We start from the raw sequence: 15,581 nt of genomic DNA on the forward strand, positions 1-15,581 counted from the left end.
CGTCCACGCTGCCGCCAGGGGGAGGCGTGGGCCTCCTCAGGGCGTACGTCGCGCCGCGGGTGTACTGCGTCTGCGGTATGCCCGGCGCACCGGCCGGTCGGCCGACTTGCCGCTCCCGGTGCGGTCCTGTCAGGGGGCCGCTCGTGTCGGCGCGGGAACGGGCGGTGCCGCGGGAGCGGGGTACGGCGACTCCGCCGGCAGGAGCCGGGCCGCCGCGTCGCTCCGGCCCGCCCGGGCCAGTTCGTGGATCTCCCGGGCCCGCGGGGTGACGTCGCGGACGGACACCGTCCACTCGTCCGCGTACAGGCGCGCCGCCTCACCGGCGAGGCCGAGCTGGAGGGAGCGGTACGGGAGCCGGTTCAGGTGCAGGTCACGCTCGGGGTCCCACTGCACGCGCGCCGGGGCGCGGCGCAGGCTGCGCTGCCATGTCGCACGGTCGGGGTGCACGCCCCGTTCGTAGTGCGAGAGTTCGGCGTTGGAGAGCGCCCAGTCGAAGCCCTCGCGGGTGATCTCGACGGCCAGGACCGTCTCCTGGCCCTCTTTCGTGGCCCAGCCGCAGCGATACATCATCCACAGAAAGCTCGGCTTGATCCACGTCATGCGATCGCGCTTCCAGGCGGGCGGGAAGCGTCCGTCGCGGACGGCGGGGAGACCGCGGGCCGGGGAGTACGCCTGGTAGACGGTCACGGTCGTGTCGGTGTGGAGCGCTCGGATCTCAAGCGTGGGCGGCGGGGTCGGTGCGGTCATGGCCTCATCACAGCACCGCCGGTGTGCGTCCGGCGAGCGGGTTTCCGCCCGTACCGGCCTTCCGGACGGGGTTCCTGGCGCCGGGCCGGATCGGGCGATGCGCCCTCCTGCGGCGCATGTCACCTGCAGACACTGACATTCGTCATACGGAGGTCAGTACACCCGGCTCTGCCGCGCACCGGGGTCCGGCGGCCAGTCTGTACGTATCGGGAGCGGGAGCCGCGAGGGCGCCGCCGGTACGGGAGGAACTCCTCATGCGCAGTCCTGCCGTCGCTGTCTCCGAACCGGTAGTCGTGGCTCAGGTCGCCACCGTCGCGTTCTCGCCGCGCAAGGCGCTGCTGGAGAGCATGACGCCGCTGCTCGTGGATGTGGCGGTGCCGCTCGTCTCGTACTACCTGCTGAAGGCCGCGGGCCTGGGGACGTTCGGCGCGCTGGCCTGGAGCAGTGTGGTGCCGGCGGTGCGGACCGTGTGGGGTGTGGCTCGGGAGCGGCGGCTCAACGCTCTCGCGGCGCTGATGGTGTCGGTCAACGTGATCGGGCTGCTGCTGAGCCTGGTGGCGGGCGACCCGCGGCTGATGCTGCTCAAGGACAGTGGTGTGAGCAGCACCATCGGGCTGGTGATCCTGGTGTCCGCGCTGCGGGGGCGGCCGATGATGTCGGCCGGGCTACGGCCGTGGCTGACCCGGGGCGACGCCGCCAAGTCCGCTGCCTGGCTGCGGCTTTCGGCGGGGTCGGACGCCTTCCGGCGGGCCGAGGTGCGGTTCTCGGCGGTGTGGGGTGCGGCGCTGCTCGGTGAGTGCGTGGTGCGGGCCGTGGGGGCGTACACCGTGCCGGTCGAGACGATGGTGTGGGCCGGGCAAGTGATCCTGGTGGCCGCGATGGTGGCCGCGTTCGCCGTCTCCGGGCGGATCGGGGTCGCTCCGATGGAGCGGCTGATCGAGGACGCGGCCGGCACGCGGCACTGATCGCTCGAAAACCACTGCAGGGCCGCCCCGGGGGAGCGGCCCTGCAGTTCTTTTCCGGGTCCGGGTCAGTGGTTGCGGGGGAAGCCCAGGTCCACGCCGGCGGGGGCGTCGGCCGGGTCCGGCCAGCGGGTGGTGGTGACCTTGCCGCGGGTGTAGAAGTGCACTCCGTCGTTGCCGTAGATGTGGTGGTCGCCGAAGAGCGAGTCCTTCCAGCCACCGAACGAGTGGTAGCCCACCGGCACCGGGATCGGCACGTTGATGCCGACCATGCCGGCCTCGATCTCCATCTGGAAGCGGCGGGCCGCGCCGCCGTCGCGGGTGAAGATCGCGGTGCCGTTGCCGTACGGCGAGGCGTTCATCAGCGCGACGCCCTCCTCGTACGTGTCGACGCGCAGCACGCACAGGACCGGGCCGAAGATCTCGTCCTTGTACGCGTCCGAGTCGGTGGAGACGTTGTCGAGGAGGGAGAGGCCGATCCAGTGGCCGTCCTCGAAGCCCTCGACCGTGTAGCCGGTGCCGTCGAGGACGACGTCGGCGCCCTGGGCCGCGGCGCCGGTGACGTAGGAGGCGACCTTGTCGCGGTGGACGGCGGTGATCAGCGGGCCCATCTCGGACGTCGGGTCGTTGCCGGGGCCGATCTTGATCTTCTCGGCGCGGTCCTTGATCCGGGCGACGAGGTCGTCGGCGACGGAGCCGACGGCGACGACCGCGGAGATCGCCATGCAGCGCTCACCGGCGGAGCCGTACGCGGCCGAGACGGCGGCGTCGGCGGCGGCGTCGAGGTCCGCGTCGGGCAGCACCAGCATGTGGTTCTTCGCACCGCCGAGCGCCTGGACGCGCTTGCCGTTGGCGGAGGCCGTGGCGTGGATGTAGCGGGCGATCGGGGTGGACCCGACGAACGAGACGACGGCGACGTCCGGGTGGTTGAGCAGGCCGTCGACGGCGACCTTGTCACCGTGCAGGACGTTCAGGACGCCGTCCGGCAGACCGGCCTCGGAGGCCAGCTCGGCCAGCAGGTTGGCGGTCGACGGGTCCTTCTCGCTGGGCTTGAGCACGAACGTGTTGCCGCAGGCGATGGCGAGCGGGAACATCCACATCGGCACCATGGCGGGGAAGTTGAACGGCGTGATGCCGGCGACGACACCGATCGACTGGCGGATCGAGGAGACGTCGACCCGGGTGGACACCTGGGTCGACAGCTCGCCCTTGAGCTGGGTGGTGATGCCGCAGGCCAGCTCGACGATCTCCAGACCGCGGGCCACCTCACCGAGCGCGTCGGAGTGCACCTTGCCGTGCTCGGCGGTGATCAGCGCGGCGATCTCGTCCCGGTGGGCGTCCAGCAGCGCGCGGTAGCGGAACAGGATCGCGGTGCGGGCGGACAGCGACGACGTGCCCCACGTCGCGAACGCGTCCTTCGCGGCGGCCACCGCGGCGTCGACCTCGTCCGGGGAGGCCAGCGCGACCTGCGTGGTGACGGCGCCGGTGGCCGGGTCGGTGACCGGGCCGTAGTTGCCCGACGCGCCCTCGACGGTCTTGCCACCGATCCAGTGGTTGACGGTCTTCATGCTGTGACTCCTTCAGAGGTGGGGGCGTCGGTCGGTGACATGGCGTTCGTACTCTTCCCGGGCGCTTACCGCCGACGGGCGAGTGGCCGTTTCGGCCACGGGAACATCCCACCACGCCTGTGCCGGAGGGGGGCCCGACACTGTGTCTGCCGTTTCGGTCTCGACGTAGACACAAGTGGGACGGTCCTCGGCACGGGCCGCGGCAAGGGCTTCTCGCAGCTCACCGACGGTGTGGGCACGCAGGACCCGCATGCCGAGGGAGGCCGCGTTCGCCGCGAGATCGACCGGGAGCGGCGGGCCGGTGAAGCCGCCGTCCGCCGACCGGTGGCGGTAGGCCGTACCGAAGCGTTCGCCGCCGACGGACTCGGAGAGTCCGCCGATCGACGCGTACCCGTGGTTCTGCAGGACGACCAGTTTGACGGGCAGGTTCTCCTGGACCGCGGTGACGATCTCGGTGGGATTCATGAGGTACGTGCCGTCGCCGACGAGCGCCCAGACCGGGCGGCCGCGGGCAGCCAGCTGGACGCCGATCGCGGCGGGGATCTCGTATCCCATGCAGGAGTAGCCGTACTCGACGTGGTACTGCCCGGGTGAGCGGGTCCGCCAGAGTTTGTGCAGGTCACCGGGGAGCGAACCGGCCGCGTTGATCAGGATGTCGTCGTCGGTGACCAGTTCGTCGAGGAGACCGAGGACCTGGGTCTGGGTGGGGCGGGCGTCCGGGTCGGGGGTGGCGTAGGCGGCGTCGACGCGCTGCTCCCAGCGGGCCTTGGTGTCGGTGTACTCCTCCTCGTACGCGGTGTCGGTGTACTCGTCCTCATACGCGGTGTCGGTTCGGTGGTCGTCGCTTCCCGCCAGTGCGGCGGTGAGGGCTTCGAGGGATGCGCGGGCGTCGGCCACGAGCGGGAGCGCGCCGAGCTTGTGGGCGTCGAAGCCGGTGATGTTGAGGTTGAGGAAGCGGACGTCCGGGTTCGCGAAGAGGGTGGCGGACGCGGTGGTGAAGTCGGAGTAGCGGGTGCCGATCCCGATCACCAGGTCGGCGGTGCGCGCCAGGGCGTCGGCGGTCGCGGTACCCGTGTGGCCGATGCCGCCGACGTCGGCGGGGTGGTCGTGGCGCAGGGAGCCCTTGCCCGCCTGGGTGGAGGCGACGGGGATCCGGGTGGCGGTGGCGAACGCGGCCAGGGCCTCCTCGGCCGCGCTGTGACGGACCCCGCCGCCCGCCACGACCAGCGGCCGGCGGGCGGCCCGCACCGCCCGTACCGCCCGGTCGAGCTCGTGCGGATCGGGGGCCGGTCTGCGTACGTGCCAGACGCGTTCGGCGAAGAACCCGGCCGGCCAGTCGTAGGCCTCGGCCTGGACGTCCTGGGGCAGCGCGAGCGTGACCGCACCGGTCTCCGCCGGGTCGGTGAGGACCCGCATGGCGCGGAGCGCGGCCGGGATCAGCGCCTCTGGGCGGTTGATCCGGTCGAAGTAGCGGGAGACGGGACGCAGACAGTCGTTGACCGAGATGCCGCCGTCAAAGGGGACCTCCAACTGCTGGAGTACGGGGTCGGCGGGGCGGGTCGCGAAGGTGTCGCCGGGCAGCAGCAGGACCGGGAGGTGGTTGATCGTGGCGAGGGCGGCGCCGGTGACGAGATTGGTGGCGCCGGGGCCGATGGAGGTGGTGACGGCGTGCGCGGAGAGCCGGCCGGACTGGCGGGCGTAGCCGACGGCGGCGTGCACCATGGCCTGCTCGTTGCGGCCCTGGAAGTAGGGCATGGCGGCCCCGGTCTCCAGGAGCGCCTGGCCGATGCCCGCGACGTTGCCGTGGCCGAAGATCCCCCAGGTGGCGTCGATCAGCCGGTGCCGGCCGCCGTCGCGTTCGGTGTACTGCACGGCGAGGAAGTCCACCAGCGCCTGAGCGGTGGTGAGACGCCGGGTGAGCGGCGGGGTCATGGGGTCGCCTCCGTTCCACGGGGCGGGAGTTGACGGGTTCTCACGCGCGGTCCTCCCGCCCGTGGAACGGGAGCCTGGGGTCCATGGGCTGGGACGGCCAGGTGTCGCGGATCCAGCCGTGGTCGGGGTGGTCGCGGATCAGCCACTGCCGCTCCTCCCCCGGGCCCGCCATCACGTTCAGGTAGTACAGCGTGCGGCCGGGCGCGGCGATGGACGGGCCGTGCCAGCCGTCCGGGATGAGGACCGCGTCGCCGCTGCGGACCTCGGCCAGGACGTCCGTACCACCGGGACGGGACGGGGACACCCGGTGGTAGCCGAGACCGTCGTCCGCCACCTCGAAGTAGTAGATCTCCTCCAGGACCGACTCCTCGCCGGGGTGATGCTCGTCGTGCTTGTGCGGCGGGTAGGAGGACCAGTTGCCCCCGGGGGTGAGGACCTCGACAGCGATCAGCCGGTCGCAGTCGAAGGTGTCGGCTGCGGCGAAGTTGTGCACCTGCCGGGAGCAGTTGCCGGATCCGCGCAGCTCGACGGGTACCTCCGGCGCGGGGCCGTAGCGAGCGGGGAGTCGTCGCTCGCACTTCGCTCCTGCCAGGGCGAAGCGGCCCCCTGCGCCGGAGGCGATCTGTGCATGGGCGTCACGCGGTACGTACGCGAAGTCGGACACCCCGCTGAACACGCTTTCCCGGCCCAGCAGTTCAAAGATCTCATCTGAGGTGTGCACCGTACAGGCACCAGCCAACGGCAGCACGATCCATTCGCACTCTCCGGTGACAAGTGTGTGAACACCTCCCGGTTCGAGCTCGACCACACGCAGCCTCGACCGTTCCCAGCCGGCCTGTTCCGGACCGATGTCGAGGGCGTAGGGGCCGCGCGCCGCACCGCCGGCGGCGACGTGGTACCTCGGTTCCCTCGGTTCTCCGTGCATGGTCATTCTCCTTCCCTACCCATCGCGCCGGGTTCGAGCAGTGATACGGCCGTGTCGACCGCGGCGCCCACGTCCCCGTCGGGCGGGTAGAGCAGCGACCGCCCCACCACCAGCCCCCTGACGGTGGGCAGTCGCAGCGCGGTGCGCCATCTCTCGAACGCGCCGTCCTGGTCGCCGCCCACCTCGCCGCCCAGCAGCACGGCGGGCAGCGTGGAGCTCTCCATGACCTGCGCCATGTCCTCGGGCTTCTCGGTGACGGGGACCTTGAGCCAGGTGTACGCGGAGGTGCCGGCGAGTCCCGAGGCGATGGCGATGGAGGTGCTCACCGCCGCGGCGCTCAGGTCGTTGCGGATCTTGCCGCCGGTGCGGCGGCAGAGGAACGGTTCGACGAAGACCGGCAGCCGGTGCGCGGCCATGGCGTCGATCGCGCGGGCGGTGGTGTGCATCGTGTCGAGGGAACCGGGGTCGTGGTAGTCGATCCGCAGCAGGAGCTTGCCCGCGTCGAAGCCGAGCCGGGCGAGATCCTCGGGACGGTGGCCGGTGAACCGGTCGTCGAGCTCGAAGGCGGCACCGGCCAGTCCGCCACGGTTCATCGAGCCGATGACCACCTTGTCCTCCAGCGCGCCCAGGAGCAGCAGGTCGTCGAGGATGTCGGCGGTGGCGAGGACTCCGTCGACGCCGGGTCTGGAGAGCGCCAGACAGAGCCGGTTCAGCAGCTCGAACCGGTTGGCCATGGCGAGTTCACGCTCGCCGACGGCCAGTGAGCCGCGGGCGGGATGATCGGCGGCGATGATCATCAGCCGCCCGCTGCTGCCGACGAACGGCCGCCTGCGACGCCGGGCGGCGGCCTCGGCGACCGCTTCCGGGTGGTGCATGCGCAGGTGGACGAGGTCGGAGACGGAAGAGGCCGGGGCCGTCATGAGGCCGCTCCGGATTCGGTGGGGGTGGGAGGGGGGTTGGCCTTGGCGGGGGCGGGTGGGGGTTGGGGCGCCGCGGCGGGTGGGGGCTCGGCGGGGGCGGGTGGGGGCGATGCGGCGGGTGGGGCGTTGGTCGGGGCGGCTGGGGATGCTGCGGCGGGTGTGCCTTCGGCGGGGGCGTCGGGGCGGGGGGTCGTGGCGGTGACGGAGCCTGCGGTGAGGGCGGCCTCGACCTCGTGCGGGAACGGCATCGCGGAGGAGCAGGCGAGCCTGGAGGCGACGATGGCGCCCGCGGCGTTGGCGTACCGCATGATGCGGGCGGTGTCCCAGCCGGCGAGCAGGCCGTGACAGAGCGCGCCGCCGAACGCGTCGCCGGCGCCGAGTCCGTTGACCACCTCGACCGGAAGCGGCGGGACATCGGCGACCGTGCCGTCGCGGTGGACCGCGAGGACGCCTCCGGGGCCCTGTTTGACGACGGCGAGCTCGACCCCGGCGGCGAGGAGGGCGCGGGCCGCGGCGTACGGTTCGCGCTCGCCGGTCGCGATCTCGCACTCGTCGAGGTTGCCCACGGCGACGGTGGCGTGGGCGAGTGCCTCGCGGTAGCGCGCGGAGGCGGCGGGGTGGGGCGGGGCGTCCGCCGCGGGGCGGGGCCGATTGTTCGCCGCGGTGTCCGGTGGGCCGTCCGCCGCGGAGTTGGGCCGATTGTCCAGTGGGCCGTCCGCCGCGGCCCCCGGTGGCGATTCCCAGAACATCGGGCGCCAGTCGAGGTCGAAGACGGTGATCCCCGAACGGTTCCTGGCCCGCAGCGCGGCGAGCGTCGCCGAGCAACTGGGTTCGGCACAGAGTCCGGTGCCGGTCATCCAGAAGACCCGGGCGGATCGGACGGCCTCCAGGTCCAGCTCCGACGCGTGGATGTCCAGGTCCGGGGCCTTGGGCTGCCGGTAGAAGTAGAGCGGGAAGTCGTCGGGCGGGAAGATCTCGCAGAAGGTGACAGGGGTCGGGTACTCGCCGACGGCCGTCACCCATCGGTCGTCCACGCCGAACTCCCGGAGCTGCTGGTGGAGGTACTCCCCGAACGCGTCCTGCCCCGTCCGGGTCACCACCGCGACGCGTCGGCCCAGGCGGGCTGCCGCGACGGCGACATTGGTGGGCGAACCTCCGAGGAACTTCCCGAAGGCCTCCACCCGGGCGAGCGGCAGGCCCGTCTGCAGAGGGTAGAGATCCACTCCGATCCGGCCCATGGTGATCACGTCGTACGGCTCAGGCATCCGTGTCCCTTCGACGACCGGTACGGCGGTCGGCTGACGCAACCGCCGGCCCCCGGTCTAACTCCTCCCCCGAATACTGTCAATGATTAGTCCGGACATACGGACTAATGCTTGACACTCGTCTCCCCGGGCAGTGAGGCTTGATCCCATGACCACCTCCGCATCCGCTCCGGCCCGCATCCGCATCGGCTCCGCGCCCGACTCCTGGGGGGTGTGGTTCCCCGACGATCCAGGACAGGTGCCCTGGCGCCGCTTCCTCGACGAGGTCTCCACCGCGGGTTACGAGTGGATCGAACTCGGCCCGTACGGCTACCTCCCGACCGACCCGGCCCGCCTCGCCGACGAGACCCGCAGCCGCGGGCTCACCGTTTCGGCGGGCACCGTTTTCACCGGATTGCACCACGGTCCGGGCATCTGGGAACGGACCTGGGCGCATGTCGCCGACATCGCGGCGCTCACCACGGCAATGGGCGCCGACCATCTCGTGGTCATCCCGTCGTTCTGGCGCGATGACAAGACAGGTGAGGTGCTGGAGGACCGCACCCTCACGGTGGAGCAGTGGAGTGACCTCACCACGCAGACGGAGCGGCTGGGGCGCGAGGTGCAGGACCGCTACGGCCTGCGCATCGTCGTCCACCCGCACGCCGACACCCATATCGACAGCGAGGAGAACGTCAGCCGCTTCCTCGACGCCACCGATCCCGACCTGGTCTCGCTCTGCCTCGACACCGGGCACTACGCCTACTGCGGCGGCGACAGCGTCAAGCTGATCGAGACCTACGGCGAACGGATCGGCTATCTGCACCTCAAGCAGGTCGACCCGGAGATCCTGGCCGAAGTGGCCGCGAACGAGGTGCCGTTCGGGCCCGCCGTGGCACGCGGGGTGATGTGCGAACCTCCGGGCGGGGTCCCCGCCCTGGCGCCCGTGCTGGACGCCGCCCGCCGGCTGGACGTCGATCTGTTCGCGATCGTCGAGCAGGACATGTACCCGTGCCCGCCCGACAAGCCGTTCCCGATCGCCCGCCGTACCCGGGAGTTCCTGCGCTCCTGCGGCAGCCCGCAGCAGTCCTCCTGACACGCCGAACAACCCCCGGACGTGACGTGACGGCGGTGCGCGGTGTTGTCCTCGATGAGAAAGCCCGAGCGCGGCCATCACCGCGCCCCGGCGCCGCCCCCACACCCCCCACGAGGAGCAACTCACCGTGATCCGCAAAACGCCGCCGTTCCGCCGGACTGCCGGGGCCTCGGCCCTCGCCGCGCTCGCCCTGGCCACCGCCCTCGCCGCTGCCCCCGCCGTCGCGGCCGACGACAGCAACGCACCGCCGCCCGGCTCCAGCCCGGTCTGCGCCTTCTACGACGGTGACGGGCTGACCGCCTTCGGCGAACAGGGCGACCGGGTCTCCCAGGTGCAGTGCATCCTGGCCAACCGGCGCTACCTGCCGTGGGAGGCGGTGAACGGCACGTTCGATACGCAGACCCTCGCCGCCGTCCAGCGCTTCCAGGCCGATCACCCGCCGCTCGTACCGGACGGCCTCGTCGGCCCGAACACCTGGTCAGCGCTCTGGCACGCATAACAACTGAGGGCGGCGGCCGGGTGCCGGTCAGCCAGGCGGTCAGGCGGGCCGGCGGTCAGACGGGCCGGCGGTGAGAAGACCTGATCCAGGACTGGCCGCCGCCCTGCACCACCCGCATCGCCCCGCACCATCCCGCATCACATCTCATCGCACAAACGGCTGCGAGGCGGGGCGCCGAAACGGGCCAGGCAGTGCCAGACCCTCTTCAGCGACTGCGTCGCGTAACGGCCGGTGCGGGCGGCGTCCCCGATGATCCGGGGATCCAGCATGCCATCCCGGGAAATCTCCGCACCGAGGTCGACGAACTCCTGCCCGCGATAGTCCGCGTGCCGACGCAGCTCCGCCAGGGTCAGGCGGAATCCACTGTGCCATTCCGTGCGGCAGGGCAGTCTTCGTGCGGCCTCCTCCACCGCGGTGCCGCGGAAGCTCGGGTCGAGGACCAGCGCCTCCAGATGCCGGTCGAGCAGGACCGGGCCGTGCACCTGCGCCTCGATGTAGTCGTCGAGCGCGTCCCGGCTGTCGGACTCCGCCAGTTCGATGAGCGACATCCGGTCGGCGACACCGAAGTCCGCGGGCTCTGTCGCACTGTCCGGGTAGCAGAAGGTGGCGCGCTCCAGCGCCTGCGCGGTCAGCCTGAAGTGCGCCGAGCCGAAACGTGGTGCCGCCCCGGTCTCCTGACGCCGGAAGTTCAACGCCCCGTACACCGGTCGCTGCTCGCCGGGCACGCTGTCGTACGCACCACCGAAGATCCGGCTCTCCCAGCGCCACCGGTCACCGCCCGGGTGTGCCGTCAGCCCGCCGTTGCCGGTGCCGGTGACGAACTGCGAACGGTAGACACCGTCCTGGGCGAGCCCGACCAGGATCGGACGACCGCCCGCCATCCGGTCCGGATGGAAGTTGAGCGTCACCGGTACGGAACGGTCGAGCGGCTGCCCGCAGGAGCGGGAGGCCACGTGCCTCAGGGCGCGCGTCTGCGCCGAATCCGGCGCGTGCGAGTGACGGCGCGGTGGTGGTGGAGGCGGTGGTGGCGGTGGTGGAGGCGGCGGTGGCGGTGGCGGTAAGAGTGGTGGGGTGGGCAGGGGCTTGGGGGTCATTGGAGGCGGCGAGTCAGCGGTCACGGGCGCAGTCTGGCGCAGCGCGGCCGGCCGTTGCCTCCGGTTTACGGGGCGCTCGGCCCCGCTGCGGGGGCATCGGACCCCATAGCCCGGACGGCCTCCGCGTCCTTCGACAGGTTCACCGCCTGGAGCAGGCTCAGCCCCCGCTCGGCCGTGCGCAGCGCCTTGATCGCCGCCACGGTGCCGGGCGGCCCGTCGTACCCGGTCGACGCCATCCTTCGCAGGGCCCAGCGGCCGCGCAGTTCCGCGTCCGGAACCGCACCGGCCTCGGCGGTGAGAGCCACGGCCCTTTCCAGGCCGGGGCGTTCCTCCGCGGACGCGGTGTCCAGGGCCCGCCGGAGCACGGTGTCGATGTCGTCCGCCTCGCGCAGTACGAGGACAGCCATGTTCTGCTTCCCGAAACCAGTCATGAAGCGATCATGCCCGGAATCGGCGACGGCCTCACCGGAGTTGAGGCACATCTGAGGTGTGGAAGACGGAACACTTGTCCCGGCAGTACGCAGCCCCTTTACCCCAGTGCACCCCATCCGTCACAGAGATCACTCTCTCGTCACACATATCTCCGTTACGCGATATTTCCGTCACAGTCGCTCAACAGCCCCTCCCCGCCCCCCACCGTCCTCGTTCACCGGACACAGGCTGAGTGATCGTCAGCGTCCTTTCCGCAGCTCCCCCGACGGCCCCCAGGCTGCCGCTGCGGTGCAGAGAGGTGTCACTTATGACGGACAGAAGGCTTTGGTCCTACAAGGAAATTGCCGCGCACATCCGGGTACAGCCGGACACCGTCCGCTCCTACCGCAAACAAGGCCTCCTTCCGTCACCGGATCATGCGGAGGGCAGCAAGCCCTACTGGTACGCGGACACCATCCGTGCCTGGGTCGCCACCCGCCCCGGCAACCGGGGCCGCCAGGGCTGACCCGTCCCCTCTCCCCTCTCCCTGGCCCCGCACGGCGAGCCGCCCTCACCCGGTGCCGTGCGGAGCCTCCCGTTTCGGCAGCGCCCTGGAGTGGTCAGCGCGTGGGCTCGATGACCGTCACTCCGGCTCCCGGTACCGCGCCCATCGCTGCGAGCGCCGCCGGGGCCGCGTCCAGCCCGATGGTGGAGGTCACCAGCAGGTCGGGGCGCAGGCTGCCGGACCGGACCATGTCCATCATCGGCGGGTAGGCGTGCGCGGCCATGCCATGGCTGCCGAGGAGCTCCAACTCCAGACCGATCACCCTCGCCATGGGCACGACGGGGTCGCCGGCCGCCGACGGGAGCAGCCCGACCTGCACATGGCGCCCCTGGCGGCGCAGGCTCCTGACCGAGGCGGCGCAGGTGACCGGCGACCCCAGGGCGTCGAGAGACAACTGAGCCCCGCCGGAAGTGAGTTCACGCACCGCTTCATCAGCGCCTTCCGGGTAGGCGGAGGCGTCCACGCATTCCACCGCACCGAACATCCGGGCCAGCCGAAGGGCGTCGGGCGAGACGTCGACCGCGACCACCCGGGCGCCGCAGGCCACCGCGATCATCACGGCCGAGAGCCCGACCCCGCCACAGCCGTGCACTGCGACCCATTCGCCCGGCGCCACCCGGCCCCGGGCCACCACTGCACGGAACGCCGTGGCGAACCGGCATCCCAGGCCGGCGGCCGTACCGAACGACATCCCGTCGGGGATGGGGACCAGATTGACGTCGGCCTGTTCCAGCGCGACGTACTCGGCGAACGAGCCCCAGTGGGTGAATCCCGGCTGGGTCTGCCGCTCACAGACCTGCTGGGCTCCGGAGGCGCAGGCGGAGCAGCGGCCGCAGGCGACGACGAAGGGCACGGTGACCCGGTCGCCCGGACGCCGGTTGGCCACGTCCTTCCCCACTGCTTCGACCACACCGGCCAGTTCATGACCGGGCACGTGCGGAAGGGCGATGTCCGGATCGTGACCCATCCAGCCGTGCCAGTCGCTGCGGCACAGTCCGGTCGCCTCCACCCGGACCACCACCCCCTGACGGGAGGGGCTGGGGTCCGCCACGTCCTGGACCCTGGCTTCCTTCCCGAACTCCTCGAACACCACTGCCCTCATATGCCCCACCCTTCGCCCGAGCCCCGTCTTCCGGACGGCCGAATCTACGCTCTGCCTACCCGCGCCCCACCAAGCGTCTCCCCGCCGGCGCCCACACCGAGCCGGGGCCTACACCCCGCTGGTGATTCTGTCCCGCTCGTCGGCGGGCTCCGGTATCTCCGTGGCCGCAGGCTGCCCGGGCTCCCCTTCGCTCAGGCCGAATCGCCGGTGGAACGCCCGCAGCGGTGCCGGGGCCCACCATGTCGCCCGGCCCATCAGCTTCATCACGGACGGGACCAACAGGCTGCGCACCACCATGGCGTCCATCAGCACGGCCAGCGCGATGCCCAGGCCCAGCATTTTGGTGTTGGTCACCCGGGAGGTACCGATCGCGACCATCACCACGGCCAGGATCACGGCTGCGGCGGTGATCAGCCCACCGGTGTGACGCAACCCGAAGGTGACCGAATGCTCGTGATCGCCCGTCCGGTCGTACTCCTCCTTGATCCGGGAGAGCAGGAACACCCCGTAGTCCATGGAGAGCCCGAAGGCGACGCAGAACATCAGCACCGGCAGCGTCGTCTCTATGTCACCCGTGCTGGTGAAGGCGAGCAGTCCGGAAAGGTGCCCGTCCTGGAAGACCCAGACGACCGCTCCGAACATCGCCGTGAGGCTCAGTGCGTTGAGCACGACCGCTTGAAGGGGGATCAGCACGCTGCCGGTGAGGAGAAAGACCAAAAGTAGCGTCACCACGCCGATGATGCCGACCGCCCAGGGCAGCCTGTCCGCTATGGCGGTCTTCGAATCGACCAGTACGGCGGCGGTGCCGGTCACCGAGGTGTCGAAGGGGGCGGGCGCGGCCCGGAGATCCTTCACGAGTCTCTGTGAGCGCTCCCCCGCCGGTTCTCCCTCCGGCAGCACACTGAAGTAGGCCGAACTTCCCTCGACGACCGGGCCGTCGACCCGCAGGGCGCCGGGAAGCGCCGCGATCCGGCTGCGGTACTCGGCGTACTGGGCCGGTGTGGCCGCTCCTTCCGCGAGGACTTCGAGTGCGCCACCGGGGCTGCCGGGGAACCCGTCCCTGATGTGTTGCTGGACCACGCGCGACTCGGCGGAGGCCGGCAGCTGGCGGTCGTCCGCGGTGCCGAACTTCACTCCGAGGAAAGGCAGTCCGAGCAGCACGAGCCCCACACTCGTGACGACGGCGAAGAGCGGCGCCCTGCGCATCACCAGTGCGGCGAACCGGCTCCAGCCCTTGCCGGACTCGGTTGCGGCGGACGGCTCCGCACGCCCCCGACGCAGCAGCCTGCGCAGGTCCAGGGAGTTGACTCTCGGGCCGAGCAGCATCAGCGCGGCCGGCAGGAGGATGAGCGCGGCAGCGGCGGCGAGCAGCACCACGGCGATCCCGGCGTAGGCGAAAGAGCGCAGGAAATACTGCGGGAAGACCAGCATCGCGGCGAGCGACACCGCGACGGTCAGCGCGGAGAACAGCACCGTCCGCCCCGCGGTACGCAGGGTCGTGCCCACCGCCGCCCGGACCTCTGCTCCGGCCGCGAGCTCCTCGCGGAACCGGCGCACGATGAAGAGTGCGTAGTCGATGGCGAGTCCGAGGCCGAGTGCGGTGGTGAGGTTCTGGGCGAAGACCGAGACATCGGTGAATTCGGTGATCCCGCGCAGCACGGCGTTGGTGCCCAGGATCGCGACGATGCCGACACCCAGCGGCAGCAGAGCCGCGATCGCGCTGCCGAAGACCATGACGAGCAGCACGAGGGTGACCGGCAGGGCGATCATCTCGGCCCGCAGCAGGTCGTCCTGGATGATCGTCTGCATCTCGTGCCGTACGGCGACGGGGCCGCCGACGGTGACGTCCACCGGCCCGTGCGCACCGCGGTACGTCGGAGCTATCCGGTCCAGGACCTCCCCCACCGCCTTCTCGTCGCCCTCGATCCGGGCTGCGATCAGCGCCTCCCGCCCGTCCTCGGCGCGCAGCGCGGGTGCCTTGCTCTGCCAGTACGAGCCGACGCCCGTGATGTCCTTCTCGCCGGCCAGCCGCTCGGTGAGGCGGGCCGCCTCGGCGGCCACGGCGGGGTCGTCGACCGAGGCGTCACCGCTGTCGAGGAGCAGCAGCAGATTCGGCTGGGACGCCGGGAACTCGCGTTCCAGCACGTTGGTCGTATAGGTCGATTCGGCGTTCGGGGACTCCCAGCCACCGCTGCCCATCCGGTCGGCGACCCCGCTGCCCGCGAGGACCGCGAGCGCCGTGATCACCAAGGCCGCCAGCAGCGCGAGCCGCGGCCGCGCGGTGACGAAGCGGGTCCAGCCCCCGATGCGCTCCGGGCTGTTGACTTGAGGCATGGTGCGGTGTCCCCTTTTCCCCCGGATCCAGGCCCACTGGCGGCAGCGCGAGGCAGCCGCACAGGGCAGCATGGATCAGTCGTTGCCACATACACTGGCAAACACGAGTCATCGCTCGCGTTCCACTAGAATGCGAGCGGCCACTCGCGTTTGTCAACCGCGCACGAAAGCTGGGGATTCAC

14 protein-coding genes are annotated in these 15,581 nt (G+C 71.2%); 4 read left to right on the forward strand and 10 right to left on the reverse strand.

Translation table 11 applies throughout. The features are described from left to right. Positions 1-129: 129 nt before the first annotated feature. A complete protein-coding gene (locus FHX80_RS08095) occupies positions 130-747 on the reverse strand; it encodes a DUF4291 domain-containing protein (RefSeq protein WP_145763575.1) in 618 nt (205 codons plus the stop codon). 254 nt (positions 748-1,001) lie between these two features. Between FHX80_RS08095 and FHX80_RS08100 the strand changes: the two genes are divergently transcribed. Further along, positions 1,002-1,712 carry a VC0807 family protein gene (locus tag FHX80_RS08100; RefSeq protein WP_145763576.1) on the forward strand — a complete coding sequence of 237 codons (711 nt, stop codon included), beginning with the start codon at positions 1,002-1,004 and terminating at the stop codon, positions 1,710-1,712. A gap of 65 nt (positions 1,713-1,777) precedes the next feature. On the opposite strand, the gene FHX80_RS08105 is transcribed toward FHX80_RS08100, so the two are convergent. The 5 genes from FHX80_RS08105 to iolC are packed head-to-tail and all read right to left on the reverse strand — an operon-like array spanning position 1,778 to position 8,319. Further along, the gene (locus tag FHX80_RS08105) at positions 1,778-3,277 is read right to left on the reverse strand and encodes a CoA-acylating methylmalonate-semialdehyde dehydrogenase (RefSeq protein WP_145763577.1); all 1,500 of its coding nucleotides are present in this window, start codon (positions 3,275-3,277) and stop codon (positions 1,778-1,780) included. Between the two features lie 12 nt (positions 3,278-3,289). Then, complete coding sequence (gene iolD, locus FHX80_RS08110; RefSeq protein ID WP_145763578.1) at positions 3,290-5,209, reverse strand: 3D-(3,5/4)-trihydroxycyclohexane-1,2-dione acylhydrolase (decyclizing); 1,920 nt, start codon at positions 5,207-5,209, stop codon at positions 3,290-3,292. Positions 5,210-5,249: 40 nt separating this feature from the next. Next, positions 5,250-6,140 (reverse strand): 5-deoxy-glucuronate isomerase, encoded by an 891-nt coding sequence (gene iolB / locus FHX80_RS08115; RefSeq protein WP_145763579.1) that lies wholly within the window; start codon positions 6,138-6,140, stop codon positions 5,250-5,252. Beyond that, complete coding sequence (locus FHX80_RS08120) at positions 6,137-7,054, reverse strand: Cgl0159 family (beta/alpha)8-fold protein (RefSeq protein ID WP_145763580.1); 918 nt, start codon at positions 7,052-7,054, stop codon at positions 6,137-6,139. The genes iolB and FHX80_RS08120 overlap by 4 nt, the downstream gene beginning before the upstream one ends. After that, on the reverse strand, positions 7,051-8,319 hold the full coding sequence (gene iolC / locus FHX80_RS08125) for a 5-dehydro-2-deoxygluconokinase (RefSeq protein WP_145763581.1): 1,269 nt from the start codon (positions 8,317-8,319) through the stop codon (positions 7,051-7,053). The genes FHX80_RS08120 and iolC overlap by 4 nt, the downstream gene beginning before the upstream one ends. A gap of 148 nt (positions 8,320-8,467) precedes the next feature. Here iolC and FHX80_RS08130 point away from each other — a divergent pair, with 148 nt between their 5' ends. After that, the gene (locus FHX80_RS08130) at positions 8,468-9,394 is read left to right on the forward strand and encodes a sugar phosphate isomerase/epimerase family protein (protein WP_145763582.1); all 927 of its coding nucleotides are present in this window, start codon (positions 8,468-8,470) and stop codon (positions 9,392-9,394) included. 127 nt (positions 9,395-9,521) lie between these two features. Next, positions 9,522-9,893: a peptidoglycan-binding domain-containing protein gene (locus FHX80_RS08135; RefSeq protein ID WP_244318165.1), complete on the forward strand. Its 372-nt coding sequence runs from the start codon at positions 9,522-9,524 to the stop codon at positions 9,891-9,893. A gap of 137 nt (positions 9,894-10,030) precedes the next feature. On the opposite strand, the gene FHX80_RS08140 is transcribed toward FHX80_RS08135, so the two are convergent. After that, positions 10,031-10,846, reverse strand: a complete 816-nt coding sequence (locus FHX80_RS08140) for a DUF3626 domain-containing protein (protein WP_244318166.1) — start codon at positions 10,844-10,846, stop codon at positions 10,031-10,033. A 206-nt stretch (positions 10,847-11,052) separates the two neighbouring features. Further along, entirely contained in the window at positions 11,053-11,418 is a 366-nt protein-coding gene (locus FHX80_RS08145) for a hypothetical protein (protein ID WP_145763583.1), read from the reverse strand. Positions 11,419-11,726: 308 nt separating this feature from the next. Here FHX80_RS08145 and FHX80_RS08150 point away from each other — a divergent pair, with 308 nt between their 5' ends. Beyond that, positions 11,727-11,924 (forward strand): helix-turn-helix transcriptional regulator, encoded by a 198-nt coding sequence (locus tag FHX80_RS08150; protein ID WP_145763584.1) that lies wholly within the window; start codon positions 11,727-11,729, stop codon positions 11,922-11,924. A 94-nt stretch (positions 11,925-12,018) separates the two neighbouring features. On the opposite strand, the gene FHX80_RS08155 is transcribed toward FHX80_RS08150, so the two are convergent. Beyond that, the gene (locus FHX80_RS08155; protein WP_145763585.1) at positions 12,019-13,065 is read right to left on the reverse strand and encodes a zinc-dependent alcohol dehydrogenase family protein; all 1,047 of its coding nucleotides are present in this window, start codon (positions 13,063-13,065) and stop codon (positions 12,019-12,021) included. Between the two features lie 108 nt (positions 13,066-13,173). Continuing rightward, positions 13,174-15,399, reverse strand: a complete 2,226-nt coding sequence (locus FHX80_RS08160) for an MMPL family transporter (protein WP_145763586.1) — start codon at positions 15,397-15,399, stop codon at positions 13,174-13,176. Positions 15,400-15,581 lie beyond the last annotated feature (182 nt).

The organism is Streptomyces brevispora (assembly GCF_007829885.1).
Classification (GTDB): Bacteria; Actinomycetota; Actinomycetes; order Streptomycetales; family Streptomycetaceae; genus Streptomyces; species Streptomyces brevispora.

What these genes read in the sequence shown, in the direction of transcription:
- FHX80_RS08150 (WP_145763584.1), top strand. Translation starts at nt 11,727, where the DNA reads ATGACGGACAGAAGGCTTTGGTCCTACAAGGAAATTGCCGCGCACATC.
- FHX80_RS08105 (WP_145763577.1), bottom strand. Translation starts at nt 3,277, where the DNA reads ATGAAGACCGTCAACCACTGGATCGGTGGCAAGACCGTCGAGGGCGCG.
- FHX80_RS08100 (WP_145763576.1), top strand. Translation starts at nt 1,002, where the DNA reads ATGCGCAGTCCTGCCGTCGCTGTCTCCGAACCGGTAGTCGTGGCTCAG.
- iolB (WP_145763579.1), bottom strand. Translation starts at nt 6,140, where the DNA reads ATGACCATGCACGGAGAACCGAGGGAACCGAGGTACCACGTCGCCGCC.
- FHX80_RS08095 (WP_145763575.1), bottom strand. Translation starts at nt 747, where the DNA reads ATGACCGCACCGACCCCGCCGCCCACGCTTGAGATCCGAGCGCTCCAC.
- iolD (WP_145763578.1), bottom strand. Translation starts at nt 5,209, where the DNA reads ATGACCCCGCCGCTCACCCGGCGTCTCACCACCGCTCAGGCGCTGGTG.
- FHX80_RS08130 (WP_145763582.1), top strand. Translation starts at nt 8,468, where the DNA reads ATGACCACCTCCGCATCCGCTCCGGCCCGCATCCGCATCGGCTCCGCG.
- FHX80_RS08160 (WP_145763586.1), bottom strand. Translation starts at nt 15,399, where the DNA reads ATGCCTCAAGTCAACAGCCCGGAGCGCATCGGGGGCTGGACCCGCTTC.
- iolC (WP_145763581.1), bottom strand. Translation starts at nt 8,319, where the DNA reads ATGCCTGAGCCGTACGACGTGATCACCATGGGCCGGATCGGAGTGGAT.
- FHX80_RS08155 (WP_145763585.1), bottom strand. Translation starts at nt 13,065, where the DNA reads ATGAGGGCAGTGGTGTTCGAGGAGTTCGGGAAGGAAGCCAGGGTCCAG.
- FHX80_RS08120 (WP_145763580.1), bottom strand. Translation starts at nt 7,054, where the DNA reads ATGACGGCCCCGGCCTCTTCCGTCTCCGACCTCGTCCACCTGCGCATG.
- FHX80_RS08145 (WP_145763583.1), bottom strand. Translation starts at nt 11,418, where the DNA reads ATGACTGGTTTCGGGAAGCAGAACATGGCTGTCCTCGTACTGCGCGAG.